Origin of the sequence: Sorangium sp. So ce281 (assembly GCF_051527395.1) — a bacterium.
GTDB lineage: Bacteria > Myxococcota_A > Polyangia > Polyangiales > Polyangiaceae > Sorangium > Sorangium cellulosum_B.
This window is the reverse complement of sequence record NZ_CP150322.1, coordinates 4,278,761-4,292,510: the sequence shown is the minus strand read 5'-3', so window position 1 is coordinate 4,292,510 and position 13,750 is coordinate 4,278,761. Positions and strand designations below refer to the sequence as shown.

Genomic DNA, 13,750 nt, shown 5'->3' with positions numbered 1-13,750 from the left:
GTTCACGGCATCCCGCCCGCCCCGAGCGGTGGCGTCGAGACGGCTTCGGGCTTTGTCGCGGATGCTCTTCGACGGGGCTTCGCGAGGTCGTCGACCATCTCGACGTAGGGCGCCAGCAGGAACGCGGCCAGCGCCTCGCTCCCCGGGATCTCCGGGTCGGCGTGGCCCTCGATCTTCTGGATCAGGCTCCGCAGCGCATGCCGCGGCCCCTCGCATCGAGCACGCCGCGTGATGGCGAGGAGTGCTACCCGACGAAACGCGGGCCGTGCTGGCCGTCGAGAAGCTGCCGCTCGCTATTGCTGCGAGCGCTGATAGGTATTCCCGAAGTCGTCCTGCACCACGACGGCGAGCCCGTCCACCGCCTCCACCTCGAGCCTTTCCTCGATCACCCGCGTTCGAAAGACCCAGCCGTCGGGGAGCGTCAATGTCTCGCCGAGCTTCGCGAGCGACGCCTCGTCCTGCTGCACCTCCTGCACGCTGTACGACTGCATGTCGTAGACCGCGCCCTCCGGATCGACGAGCTCGTAGACGGTCTTGCCCGCGTCGTAGCCCCACGTCGTGTCGCGCCGCACGGTGCGTGTCTCGTAGGGCTTCGCCTTGCCCGAGGCCTCGGCGAGGGCGACGGTGAGCGTGCCCGTCTTGCGCATCTCGATGCCGCCGAGCGTGCGCACCTCCGGCTCGAGCACCTTCGAGCCCTCGAAGCTGTCGATCATCCAGTGGCGCGGGCCGTTCATGACCACCACGTCCGCCATCGTCTCGGCCTTCACCTCCGCCTCGTCGACCGCGACCCACGCCGCCTCGGGGCACTCGTTCAGGCCCTGCGTGTTGTACACGTCGATCGTCACCGATCCCGCGACGAGATCCGCGTCGCCGAGCAGGATCTCGCAGTAGCGGCTCCCCCGCAGGGCCTCCTGCGCGGGCGCGGGCGTCTCGGCTTCGACGGGCTCCGTGCTGCCACAGCCGGCCGCGGCGAGGAGGAGCGACAGGAAAAGGGCGAGCGACGACGGCTTGTTCATGGCGTCTACCTCGGGTGGAAGGCGATCGTGGAGCGCGCGGATCGCGCCCTCTCTCCCCTGCTCCCGCAAAAGGTCCCGCGGACCCGACACGGCCTCGGTCGATTTCACCCCGCCCCCTCCCGTTGAATTGGCCTGGATCTCCAGGGACCGAGGAGAACATCACCTCTCCGCGGCCCGGCGACGCCCCTCTCGCCGCCCCCTCGCTCCGGCAGCTCGGGCAGCTCCGATGTGCGCCTGTCATGGCGCTGCAACAGCGGCTGTCCGCGCGACGGTCAGCTGTAACGCCGCCGTACCACCTCGCCGGGAGACGCGCGGCCAAATCCGCCGCCGCCGCGCCGCTCGCACGCGTGGCACGGCGCATGCTCCTTGTCCCCGGCACGCAGCGCGGCGATGATGGCCGCTTGTGTCCACGCTCGGCGAGCTCGCCGTTGCCGTGAACGAAGGCTCGAAACTCTCTGGACGAGGAGATCGCGATGAAGCGCTCAGTCGGTGTGCACGGGATGGTGATGGGCGTCGGGCTCCTCATGGCGGCTTGCGGGCCGGCGTCGGAGTCGGAGATCGCAGTCGAGCTCGACGAACCAGGGCTCGAGGCGACGGGGATGAAGCCCGGTATCCCGGACACCAACGGGACCCCGAAGCTCGCGTGGCACACCTGGAAGTACGCGGTGGTCACGGCGCTGCGGAGCCCGCTGCTCCGGGGCGACCAGATCCACCCGGACATCCTCGCCACCAAGATCCTCGACGCGGCGGCCCCCGGGGGCGTGGACGGCAAGGAGGTCTTCGATCACACCGTCCGCTGCGCCGCCGCCGCCGGCACCGTCGTGCATCACGGCGGGGAGGTCTACCTGGGGCGAGGGATGGTGAGCACCGCGTCGGCCTGGACGGAGGAGGGGCTCTCCGAGCCTGTGATCGGCAACGTGCTGGAGTGCGTGATCGCGTACGTCAACGACGTGGCCGACGACATCAGCGTCCTGCTCACGGGCAAACACGTGACCGACGACGGGGAGCCTCACGACGATTACATTCACCGCGAGGCGCTCTGGTGCGCGGCCCCCTCGACCGCGTTCGGCGCCGCGGTGTCCGTCTATGCAACGGCCCCGTTCATCGCAAACTGCGATGTCGACCCTGAGTCGGCGCTGAAGCAGCGGTACTGCTACGAGCCGGGGACCTGCGGCCTCACCTACATGGGGCCCCTGGCGGACAGCATCGCTGACGGCACCTGCCGGCCCGTCAGGCCCGTGGGGCTCACGCCCGGCCAGTTCATCTGCGAAGGCAAGCCGTGCACGATGACGTGGCTGACGGACATCGAGCCCGACTGGTGCCGTGAGCCCGGGCGCGAGCCCGGGCGCGCGCTCTTCCGCCGGTGAACGCCGCGGGCCGCGGGGGCGGTCAGGGCGCGGCGGGGTCGGGCGCCTGGCCCGCGAGCCGCCGCGCCTCCGCGAGGCGCGTGCCCTCGGTCCGGGCGCGCAGCGGGTTCGCCCGGAGGGCCGCCTCCAGGGCCTCGGCCCCGCGCCGGGCGGCCTCCCGCCGGGCCGCCGCGCCGGGCGCGGCCGCGGCGCGCAGCAGCCAGAGCCCGCCCTGGGCCACGAGCGCCCGGTCGAACCGCGGGTGGAGCCCGAGCGCCGCGTCCGCATGCCGGAGCCCCTCCGCGATGTCGGCGGCGGCGTCCCCCCCGCGGTCCGCCCGGTGGGCGGCGCGGGCCTCGTGGATCTCGGCCAGCAGCGCGGGGAGCCGGGGATCGGCGCGCTGCCCGCCGAGCAGGGGGTCGAGCACGGCGAGCGCCGCGTCGAGCCGCGCCGCGTCCGGCCGGCCGCGCCGCGCGCTCCACCGGTAGGCGAGCAGCTCCACCTCGGCGCGCTGCAGCCGGTCCGACACGTCCCAGGGCGCCACCGCGATCTGACGATCGAGCGCCTCGCGCGCGATCCGGATCGAGGGCGACGGGTCCTCACCCCGCGCGACCCCGGCGCGCGCCTCGAGCACCGCCAGCATCGCCCGCAGCGACTCCGGGAAGGCGGTCGCGCCCGGCGCCACCTCCAGCGCGCTCGCCCGGACGCGCGCGAGCGCCGGGCCGGGATCCGCGCCCGCGTCGAGCGCATGCAGCGCGAGCGCGTGATCCAGCCAGACCCGCCAGTAGGGCGCCCAGCCCCAGGAAGGGTCCTTTTGATGCATCGCATCAATCACCCGGTGCGTCCGCTGGACCGCCCCCTCGGGGGAGCGGCCGGCGCGGACGAGGTGCTCCGCCTCGTAGACGCCGGTGACGAGCCGCGAGGTGCGCGCGCCGTCGAGGCCCGGGTCGAGCGCGAGGACCTGGTCGCAGCGGGCCCCCGCGCGCTCGAAGGAGCGGCTCGGGTCGCGGCCGTGCAGCGAGTCGTGGCGGCCGAGCTCGGCGTGGACGGAGCAGAGCTCGGCGAGGGCCCAGGCGAAGTCGGGCTCGCGCTGGAGCGCGGCCTCGTAGCCCTGGATGGCGCGCTCCAGGTCCGCGCGCTGGTCGCGGCCGAGCATGTCGGCGTGGTACGCCCGCGCGCGGGCGACCGCGGCGGCGACGTACCGGGCGAAGGCGTCGTCCGGGCTCCTGTCGAGCGCCGCCTCGGCGCGCGCGGTCGCGGCGCGCAGGGCGGCCTCGGCGTCCTCGCCCGGCTGCATGCCGCTCGCGGCCCACCAGGCGAAGCAGTTGTGGACCCAGGCGAGCTTGACCAGCGCCTCGGGGCTCCGCGGGCTCGCCTCGAGCGCCCGCTCGCAGGCCGCCCGCGCGCGCTCGAAGCTCGGGCGCATCGAGTCGCCGCGCTTGCCGGCGGCGTTCATGGTCTGGGTCCAGAGCTCGCACGCGGCGGCGTGGACCGAGGGGTCGGACCGGCCGTGCTCGGCGGCGATCCGGTACGCCTCGGCGGCGCGGTCGAAGTAGCCCTTCATCCGGTCGAAGTCGAAGGCGGCGGCGTCGTGGCGGTGGCGGCTCCCGAGGGCGAAGAGCACGTCGCCCTCCAGCTTCTTCACCTCGTGGAGCCACGGCGCCGCCGCGAACGCCTCCCGGGCCCTCTCCAGCGCCTCGTCGTGCCTGCCCTCGGCGAACGCGAGCAGCCCTTCCACGTAGGCGGGCGCCTCGATGGCGCCGTGCGCCGGCGCCTCGCCGGCGCCGCCCAGCGCCGCGCGGAGGTGCCGGACCGCCGGGGCCTTGTACTCGGCCTCGAGCGCCGCGATCCGGGCCTCGCGCTGCGCCGGGTCGCGGATGCGGCGGGTCTCCTCCAGGGCGCGGCGGTAGAGCTCGGAGAGCGCCACGCCGGCGGCGTGGTCGAGCCCCGGCGATCGGTAACCCGCCCGCTCGGCCGCCCGGAGATGCTCGAGCGCGGCGGCCGGCTCCTGGAGCGCCAGCAGGCCGCGGCCGAGCGCGTACTCTCCGGGGCCGCGGCCGCTCTCGCCCGCCTGCGCCATCCGGGCCTCCACGGTCCCGAGCCGGGCGCGCACCACGTCGCGCTCGCGCTCGACGTCGTGGAGCGGCATCCCGTGGGCGCCGCGGAGGAAGAGCTCCATCTCCTTCACGGTCTCGCCGAGCTCGCGCGCGAGCTCGGCCTGCTCCGCGGCGGCGCGCCGGCTCCGGACGAAGAAGCCCGCGACGACCAGCGCCGCGAGCAGCAGCGCGGTCACGCCCGCGACGGCCGCCCGGTGCCGCCGCGCGTGCCGGGCGAGGCGGCGGCCGAGCGAGGCGCGGCGCGCGAGCACGGGATCGCCGTCCAGGAAGCGCTGCAGATCCTCGCCGAGCGCGCGCGCCGACTCGTAGCGGGCGCCGGGCTGCTTCTCGAGGCAGCGCATCACCACCGCCTCGAGATCCCGGGGGATGTCGCGGTCCAGGCTCCGGAGCGGCGGCGCGTCCGCCTCCAGCACCTGGCGGAGCACGTCCATCACGGTGCCCCCCGTGAACGGCGGGCGGCCGGCGAGCAGCGCGTAGAGCGTCGCGCCCAGGCCGTAGACGTCGGTCCGCCGATCGAGGGCGTGCACCCGCCCCGCGGCCTGCTCGGGCGCCATGTACGCGGGGGTTCCGAGCAGGGTGCCGGTGAGGGTGGGCCCGCTCTCCCCCGCCTCGCGCGCGATGCCGAAGTCCATGAGGTAGGGGCGGTAGGCGCCGTCCGCGCCCCGCTCCAGCATGACGTTGCTCGGCTTCACGTCGCGGTGCACGAGGCCGAGGCGGTGCGCCTCGTGGAGCGCGGCGGCGATGGCCCGCGCCACGCGGACCTTCTCCTCGAGGGTCAGGTCGCCGCGGGCGTCCTGGAGGGAGGGGCCGTCGATGAAGCGCATCACGAGGAAGGGCACGTGATCGGCGACGCCGGCCTCGTGGACCTCGCAGACGTTCTCGTGGCGGAGCCGCGCCTGGGAGCGCGCCTCGCGCAGGAAGCTCCCGTCGATCTGCGCGCCCGCGGAGAGGAGCTTGATGGCCACGCGCCGGCCGAGCCGGAGATCCCGGGCCCGGTAGACGACGCCCATGCCGCCGCGGCCGAGGAGGTGGAAGTCCTCGAAGCGGGCGTGGAGCGAGGGCGGTATCGGCGAGGGTGGGATCGACGAGGGCGCGGCGGGCATGGACCCGCGCGCGGCGGCGGAGCGCCGGCTCTCCTCGCCGAGGCCGAGATCGGAGGTGGCCTCGGGCGCGGCGGGCGAAGCCCCGGGCGCATCGGGCGCTGCCCCGGGCGCGGCGGGCGGGGCCGGGCCGGTGACGGTCGCGTCGTCGCGGCCGCGCCGCGGCCACGGCGGGGCGTCGAGGCCGGGATCGTCGGCGTCCACGGGCGGGATCATCGGGCGCGGAGGCCGTGGCGCTGGAGCAGCCGGTGGACGAGCTGGCGGGAGACACCCATCGCGTCGGCCGCCTGCGAGATGTTGCCCCCGTGCAGGCGGAGCTTCTCGGTGACGTACGCGCGCTCCAGCTCCTCCAGCACGACCTCCCGCGCCTCGGGCAGCGGCAGCTCGAGGAGCCTGCGGAGGCGGGCGTCCCCGGGCCCTGCTGGCGGCGCGCCCGAGGGCGGAGCGCCCGAGGGATCGGGGCGCGCCGGCTCCGCGCTGGCGCTCCCCTGCGGCGCCGGCAGCGCGCCGCCGACGATCTCGTGGAGCAGCTCGGGGAAGAGGACGAGCCGCGCGACGGTGTTCCGGAGCTCGCGCACGTTCCCCGGCCAGTCGTACGCCTCCAGCAGCGGGAGCGCGCCCGGCGGCAGGTCCGCGAGCGCGCGCGGCGGATCCCGCGCGACGAGGAAGCGCTCGACCAGGAGCGGGATGTCGTCCTTGCGCTCCCGGAGCGCGGGGACGTGGACCTCCACCACCGAGAGCCGGAAGTAGAGATCGGCCCGGAACGAGCCGTCCTGGGCCTTCGCGCGCAGGTTCCGGTGCGTGGCCGCCACGATCCGCGCGTCGAAGGGGAGCCACTCGTTCGAGCCGAGCCGCCGGATCTGCCGCCCCTCGATGGCGCGGAGGAGCTTCGGCTGGAGCTCGAGCGGGAGCTCGCCGATCTCGTCGATGAAGAGCGTGCCGCGGCCCGCCTGCTCGAGCAGGCCCGGCCGCGCCGCCGCGGCGCCCGTGAACGCGCCCCGCGCGTGGCCGAAGAGCTCGCTCTCCACGAGGTTCGGGGCGATGGCCCCGCAGTCCACGACCACGAACGGGCCGTCCTTGCGGCGGCTTTGCGCGTGGATCGCCCGCGCCAGCACCTCCTTGCCGGTGCCGGACTCGCCCAGCAGGAGCAACGTCTCATCGGTCGGCGCCGCGCGCTCCAGCCGGGCGAACAGCGCGCGCATGGGGAGGCTCCGCCCCGCCGCCTCGCCGAACGCGTCCGCGGCGGAGAGCGGCAGGACGGCCGCGGGCCCCGCGGGGCCGGCGACGATCTCGGAGCCGCCGACCGAGGCGGGGACGCCCGGCGGGAGGAAGGCCTCGCGGATCCGCACGTCGCGGATCAGCGTGCCGTTCTTGCTGCCCAGGTCGCGCAGGAGCACGCCCTGCTCGGTCAGCCGGATCTCGCAGTGCCTGCGCGAGGCGCGTGGATCGGCGAGGACGAGATCGCAGTCGGCGCCCGCGCCCACGAGGAGGGGGCGCAGATCGAGCGGCGCGGTGAGCGTGCGCCGGTCCGGGAGGGTGACGGTCACCGAGACGGCCGGGAGCCGGAGAGAGCGCCCCTCATCGAAGCTCGTGAGCGTGCAGGCCGCCCCGGGATCGTCGCCCATGCTCGCCATGGTGCCCCTGGAGGGGGCCGCGTCAACCAGGAACCAGCGCGCCCGCGGGCCGCGCCCGCGCCTGCACCGCACGCGCACCGGTGGAGCGCCTGCAGGACCGCTGTCACGCCGCCGCGACAGCGCCCGTCGCGCGCGCGTGACAGCTGTCCCGGCGGCGTGTCGGCGCGGGGCGAAGCGCTCGCCGGAGACGCGCGGATCCGCCTGGAAACGCGGCGCTTCGCGCTGCTGACCGGTTCCGGCACACGCGTTGCGATGCGCCCCTCGAACGCGGCGAAACGCGGATTGAGGAGGATGCGGACATGACGTCTCGAAACAGCGGCGCGGGCAACGTGGATCACCAGGGCATCGCCGGCGCGCGCCGATCGGCGCGGCTCGGGCTCGTCGCGCTCGCCGTGCTGGCGAGCGCCGTCTCGGCGAGCCGCCCCGCGGCCGCGGTGAGCGCCGAGCCCGGGCTGCGTGAGATCCCGCTCGACACGACCGGCGCGACCTTCCGCGCCGAGCTGATCGGCGACGAGCACTTCGACTACCTCCGGATGGCGGACGGCACCGCCGTCGTGCTCAACGACCTCTCGGGCGACTACGAGGTCGCCGAGCTCGGCTCGGACGCGCGCGGCACCCTCAGGCTCGTCCCCTCCGGGGTGCTGGTCCGCGATCTCCGCGGGCAGGGCGGCCCCGTGGATCCGGCGCTGCTCCAGCGCATCGACGACGACGCGCTCGATACCCTCTGGGAGGCGGAGATCGCACATTCCCGGGGCGCGCTCTCGTTCGCGGCGAATCCGACCGTGATCTCCGGGATCCGGCGCCCCCTGCTGACCATCCTGCTGGAGTTCACCCAGGGGGGCGGGCTCGCCGCGCCAGGCGCGTTCACCGGCAACTTCGCCACCGACTTCGCGTACTGGAAGCAGACGATGTACGGGAGCCTCCCGGGCTCGGTGAACCATTACTACGCCGACATGTCGCGCGGGAAGTTCTCCTTCACCCGCGCGAAGGAGACCCAGGGCACCGCCAACGACGGCATCGTCCGGATCAAGCTCCCGTTCGCGCACCCCAACAGCAAGAAGGATTTCTCCCTCCTCCAGCTGTACCTGAAGGAGGCGCTGGTGATGGCGGATCCCTTCGTCAACTTCGCCTCCTACGACACCAACGCGGACGGCAAGGTCCGCGGCGACGAGCTCAACACGGTCTTCATCGTGGCGGGCTACGAGACCGCGAACACGAGCAAGACGCCCTCCATCTGGGCCCATGCGAAGGGCTTCGAGGACCCGATCACCCTCGACGGGAAGGTCCTCACCGGCTACGCCGCGTTCGGCGAACGGCAGGTCCACGCCGTCCGCGGCGTGCCCACCACGATGCCGGCCACGGTGGGTGTCATCGTCCACGAGCTCGGGCACGCGGCGGTCGGCCTCCCGGATCTCTACAAGGGCCCTACCCCGCTCGGTTCATGGTGCGTGATGGCGAGCGGGAGCTGGGGGAGCACGAGCGGCTCGCCCGCCGGCTCGGTGCCCGTGGCGATGGGCGCCTGGAGCCGGATCAAGGCCGGATTCCTGGCGCCGACGGTGATCGAGCCCGGGTCCCCGCCGCAGGACATCGCCATCGTCCGGACGGCCGGCGCGGAGTTCCTCGGGCAGGGCGTCGCGCCGACGATCTACAAGATCGAGACCTCGGATCCGGACCAGTACTTCCTGATCGACAACCGCCAGAACGAGGGATACGACCGCGGCCTTCAGCGCTGGTTCGACTTCGATGACGTCTCCGGCGGCGTGGCGATCTACCGCGTCGACGAGGCCAGGAAGGCGGGCGACGGGAAGATCGCGGTCATGGCGAGCAACCCGAGCTCGCCGAGCTCCCTCACCAACCTCTACAACGAGGAGGGGGGCCGGACCTTCACGCCGCTCACCGACCCGAGCAGCGACGACGCGGACGGGCAGTTCACCGGGCTCTCGGTCACGGACTTCAACGTCTCCGGGCCGATCATGCTCGCGCACGTGAGCTATGTCCCCTTCGCCTGCAACGCGATCACCGCGTCCGTGGCGGAGCACGAGATCCACGGCCGCGCCCACAAGCAGATCGTGGACCTCGGGGACGACCAGATCTTCCTTGGATACCGCACCACGGGTGTGCATCAGGCGCTCGGGTTCGACGAGGACGAGATCGTCACGCTCCACGTGGAGGCGCCCGGGATGTGGAGCGCCGGGGAGTGCGACTGAGCGGCCATCGCTCGGTTCGGCCGGATCGACGTCCTCGTGAACAACGCCGGCTACGGCGTCGTCGGCGCGATCGAGGAGACCTCGGGCGACGAGGTCCGGCGCGTCTTCGAGACGAACGTGTTCGGCCTGCTCGGCAGCGATGCCGTCGCCGCGATCGAGGCGAAGAACGCGCTCGTGGCGCAGGAGCTCGCCGCGTGGCGCGCCGTGGCGGAGTCGACGGACTTTCCGAGATGAAGCGAGGTTGATGCCCCCGGAGGCGCGAGCGCGCAGGGAGAGACGGGGGTCACGCGCCCGCCGCCTCCGGGTCGTTCACCATGGGCGCCACCCCAAGCGCCGGGCCCTTCACTGTACCGGTCGCGCGACTGACACAGTGCTTTCGTGCGGCGCGTCCCCTGTGCCTTCACCGGCGAACACCGCCTCCTTACGCTCCGGTCCATCCCCGACCGGAGCGATTTGCGATGACCGATCTGCTGCCCCTCCTGACCTATTGCTTCGTGATGTCGAGCACCCCTGGGCCGAACAACATGATGCTCACCGCCTCGGGCGCCAACTTCGGCTACCGCGGCTCGCTGCCGCATCTCCTGGGCATCAGCGTCGGCGGCGCGGTCCAGACCTTCGTCGCCTGCCTGGGCCTGGGCGCGCTCTTCGCCGCCTACCCGGCGCTGCACGCCGTGCTGCGTGTGACCGGCGCGCTGTACCTGCTGGTGCTGGCGTGGAAGCTGACCGGCGGCGCCGCGGTCAAGGGCGCCGAGGTGCCTCGGCCGCTGTCGTTCGCGCAGGGGGCGCTGTTCCAGGCCGTCAACCCGAAGAGCTGGGTCAAGGCGATCACGGTGGCCTCGGTGTTCATGCCGGCGGGCATGGGCGTGGCGAGCGGCGCCCTGCTCGTGTCCGTCGTCGGCCTCGCCATCACCTTTCCGTGCACCTCGGCGTGGGCGCTGTTCGGCGTGGCGATCCGGCGATTCCTGACCGATCCGCGACGGCACCGGCTGTTCAATGGCATCATGGCCGGCGCGCTGGCGGTGCTGGCGCTCCTGTTCCTGCGTTGATCCATGTTCTCGCTCGACCGCGACTCCGCCGTTCCCCTGGCCGACCAGATCGAGGCGCGGCTGCGCGCGCTGATCGAGGGCGCGCAGCTGCCGCCCGGCGCGCGGCTGACGTCGATCCGCCAGCTGGCGGGTCAGCTCGGCGTGAGCCCCAACACCGTGGTGGCGGCCTACGATCGGCTGGTGGCGGCCGGGCTGCTCGAGTCGCGCGGCACGGCCGGGTTCTTCGTGTGCGAGGGGGCCTCGGCCATGCCCAACGAGGCGTGGCTCGAGGCCGGCGAGGAGCAGGAGCCGGTGTGGCTGGCACAGCAGTCCAACGACCAGCGCGCCGGCGTGCTGCTGGCCAGCAGCGGCGCGCTGCCGGCGAGCTGGCTGAGCGACGCCATCCCTGCGACGGTGCTCCAGCGCGCGCTCGCCAGGAGCGACGCCGGCATGGCGGCGCGCTGTCCGCCGCAGGGGCTACCCGAGCTACGGGAGCGCATCGCGATGCTGATGCGCTCCCAGGGCATCGCGGCCGACGCGGGGCGCGTGCTCACGACCTGGGGCGGCACGCATGCGATCGACCTGATCTGCCGGGGCTACCTCCAGCCAGGCGACGCGGTGCTGGTGGAAGACCCGGGCTATTTCCTGCTGTTCGGCCGCCTGCGGCAGGCGGGCTACCGCCTCGTCCCGGTGGCGCGGAGGCCGGACGGCGTGGATCTGGGGGCGCTGGAAGCTGCGTGCCGCGAGCACCGGCCCAGGCTGATGTTCCTGCAGAGCGTGCTGCACAACCCGACCGGCTGGGGCTCGAGCGCCGCCAACCTGCACCGCGTGCTGACGATCGCGCACCAGCACGGTGTCCTCATCGCCGAGGACGACGTGCACGGTCACTTCCACCCCGGGCACCCGACGCGGCTGGCGCAGCTCTCCGGGCTGGACGGGGTCGTCTATTATTCGAGCTTCTGCAAGGCGCTGAGCCCGGCGCTGCGCCTGGGCTACATCGCGGCCGAGCCAGGGCGGCTGAAGCCGCTCCTGCGCGAGAAGATCTACTCGGTGCTGACGACCGGCGCGCTGAACGAGCTCGTGCTCCTGGAGGTGCTGTCGGCCGGCAGGTGGCGCAAGCACATCGACCGGCTGCAGCAGAAGCTCGGCGCGGCGCGGAACGCGGCGGCGCGCCGGCTGCGCGACGCCGGCGTGCTGCTGGACCACCCGGGTGAAGGCGGGCTGTTCCTCTGGGGCGCGGCGCCGCGCGGGGTGGACATCGACGAGCTGGTGCAGGACGCGTACCTCAACAAGATCCTGCTGGCCCGCGGGGCGACGTTCATGGCGGATGGTGCGGGGGATCCGCATATCCGGTTCAATGTGGTGTTCAGCCAGAATGTGCAGGTGGCGGAGTATCTGGGGCAGCGGTTTGCGGCCGTGGCGAGCGCGCAGGGGGCGATGGCGAGGGCGGTAGTGGGGGTGTAGCGGGCAGAGGTGTTAATCAAGCTCGTTCGGTCGCCGAAGCCCGCCCCGTTCCGGCTTACACGACCATCTGATATGGTCTTCTGTTGCGCTCCATGGCGCCTCCCCGGCAGGGGACGGCTGCCCCTCCCCCAGCTCCTGACGAGGTCCTACATGTCCACCATCGGTCGTCGCCATCGTCGTTGTCTTGTCCCCTTCCTCTCCCTCGCCGCCGTCGCCGTCGCCGGCTGCGGTGCAGGGGCGGAGCCTGAATCCCTCGCCGCGGATGCGCTCGAGGAGGCGGCGATCGAGGTGAGCTCGGCGCCGCTGGCCAACCATCACGCGAAGAAGCCCAAGAAGTGCCGCCCCAACGTCGGTGTCCACGCGGAGTGGTCGTCCGTGGCGCCGCTGCCGGTGGCGCGAGAGCGGCACGTCGCCCTGCTCATGCCGGACGGCCAGGTGATGGTCGCCGGCGGCAGCGGCGATTACCCCTACCCCACGACGGTCGATTTCTACAATCCCGCCGCTGACACGTGGACGACCGGTGACACGCTGCCCTACCCCATGTCCCCCGTGGGCGCGGCGCTCCTTCAGGACGGCAGGGTGCTCTTCAGCCCGGGCGGGCTGGTCTACGATCCGGTCACGGGCACGACGGCGAGCGTCCCGCTCACGCCCGGCGAGGCGACCCGCGGCTGGGAGTTCGCCTATACCGCGCTCACGCTCCTGCCGGACGGGCGGGTATTGCGCACCGGCGGCAGCGACGACGACAGCACCCTCAAGGAGGCCGTGCTCTACGATCCTGCCACGAACACGTGGTCCAGCGCAGGGTCGATGTCGGTGACCCGCTACCTGCATACGGCGACGCTGCTCCAGGACGGGCGCGTGCTCGTCGTCGGCGGCTACACGTTGAACGGCAACGAGATGCCCCAGGGCCGCACGAGCGTGGAGATCTACGATCCGGCCACGGGCGCCTGGACGGCGGCGGCGCCGACGAACCTGCCCCGCATGCAGCACAAGGCCACGCTCCTGCCGAGCGGGCGCGTGCTGGTGGTGGGCGGCGGCGGCAGGATCTACGGCGGCACCGAGGAGGAGATCGAGGTCCTCGTCGATGCCGGCGAGACCGCCGAGATCTACGATCCCGCGAACGACACGTGGACGTTGACCGCGCCGCCGAGCTTCCTCCACACGTGGGCGTCCGCCGTCACGCCCCTGTCCCACGGCCGCGTGATGGCCGTCGGCAGCGACGGCGCGGAGATCTACAAGGAGGCGAACGGCAGCTGGACCGCGATCGACGAGCCGATCCAGAGGGGCTTCCCCACCGCGACGACGCTGCAAGACGGCTCGGTCCTCATCACGGGCGGGTATGACGCGACGTACTTCAGCAATCCGCCGACCCTCGCGAGCGTGGAACGCTACGGGGGCTGCAAGAAGAAGCATTGATGCGCACGCGCCGCCTCGTTCCTCGCCCTCGCGCGAGGAACGAGGCGGCCTACCTCACGCCTCGCGCTCGCGCCCGTCGCGGCCGTGCCAGCAGGAGACCTCCAGCCTGTCCCCCAGCGGGATCTCCACCGACCCGTAGCCGCTGCCCGCGCCGCGCACATGCTCCAGGTACGGCCGCAGGTCATCCGGCGCGATGTCGAGATCGTCCGCGAGGCCGTGGGCGACCCGATCCTCGTGCGCGCCGGCCGGCGGCTCGTGCCCACGCCGCGCGCCGCGGATTCGTCGGCGTGGTGCGCCGCGGCAGCCCGCTCGCGTCCGGCAAGGTGACGCTGGCGCGGTTCGTCGAGCACGCCCACCTCGGCGTCTCCAGGCTGGGAAAGACCTGGGGCCCCACCGACAAGGCCCTCAAGAAGATCGACACATGA

The 13,750-nt window shown here is 73.3% G+C and carries 9 protein-coding genes and 1 pseudogene; 7 read left to right on the top strand and 3 right to left on the bottom strand.

Translation table 11 applies throughout. The features are described from left to right. Positions 1-293: 293 nt before the first annotated feature. Positions 294-1,016: a hypothetical protein gene (locus WMF27_RS16205; protein WP_437767981.1), complete on the bottom strand. Its 723-nt coding sequence runs from the start codon at positions 1,014-1,016 to the stop codon at positions 294-296. A gap of 473 nt (positions 1,017-1,489) precedes the next feature. Between WMF27_RS16205 and WMF27_RS16200 the strand changes: the two genes are divergently transcribed. Continuing rightward, positions 1,490-2,383, top strand: a complete 894-nt coding sequence (locus WMF27_RS16200; RefSeq protein ID WP_437767982.1) for a hypothetical protein — start codon at positions 1,490-1,492, stop codon at positions 2,381-2,383. A 22-nt stretch (positions 2,384-2,405) separates the two neighbouring features. Here the strand turns inward: WMF27_RS16200 and WMF27_RS16195 are convergent, their stop codons facing one another. Both WMF27_RS16195 and WMF27_RS16190 read right to left on the bottom strand, forming a co-directional pair. Further along, the gene (locus tag WMF27_RS16195) at positions 2,406-5,783 is read right to left on the bottom strand and encodes a protein kinase domain-containing protein (protein ID WP_437944261.1); all 3,378 of its coding nucleotides are present in this window, start codon (positions 5,781-5,783) and stop codon (positions 2,406-2,408) included. Between the two features lie 8 nt (positions 5,784-5,791). Next, complete coding sequence (locus WMF27_RS16190) at positions 5,792-7,213, bottom strand: sigma 54-interacting transcriptional regulator (protein ID WP_437767984.1); 1,422 nt, start codon at positions 7,211-7,213, stop codon at positions 5,792-5,794. Positions 7,214-7,512: 299 nt separating this feature from the next. Between WMF27_RS16190 and WMF27_RS16185 the strand changes: the two genes are divergently transcribed. From WMF27_RS16185 to WMF27_RS16160, 6 genes and pseudogenes are all read left to right on the top strand, one after another. Further along, positions 7,513-9,420 (top strand): M6 family metalloprotease domain-containing protein, encoded by a 1,908-nt coding sequence (locus WMF27_RS16185; protein ID WP_437767985.1) that lies wholly within the window; start codon positions 7,513-7,515, stop codon positions 9,418-9,420. After that, a pseudogene (locus WMF27_RS16180) lies at positions 9,421-9,552 on the top strand (SDR family NAD(P)-dependent oxidoreductase); the annotation flags it as partial. Between the two features lie 326 nt (positions 9,553-9,878). After that, positions 9,879-10,466, top strand: a complete 588-nt coding sequence (locus tag WMF27_RS16175; protein ID WP_437944260.1) for a LysE family translocator — start codon at positions 9,879-9,881, stop codon at positions 10,464-10,466. A 3-nt stretch (positions 10,467-10,469) separates the two neighbouring features. After that, the gene (locus WMF27_RS16170; protein ID WP_437767986.1) at positions 10,470-11,909 is read left to right on the top strand and encodes a PLP-dependent aminotransferase family protein; all 1,440 of its coding nucleotides are present in this window, start codon (positions 10,470-10,472) and stop codon (positions 11,907-11,909) included. A 150-nt stretch (positions 11,910-12,059) separates the two neighbouring features. After that, positions 12,060-13,325, top strand: a complete 1,266-nt coding sequence (locus WMF27_RS16165) for a Kelch repeat-containing protein (RefSeq protein ID WP_437767987.1) — start codon at positions 12,060-12,062, stop codon at positions 13,323-13,325. A gap of 287 nt (positions 13,326-13,612) precedes the next feature. Continuing rightward, the gene (locus WMF27_RS16160; protein WP_437767988.1) at positions 13,613-13,750 is read left to right on the top strand and encodes a hypothetical protein; all 138 of its coding nucleotides are present in this window, start codon (positions 13,613-13,615) and stop codon (positions 13,748-13,750) included.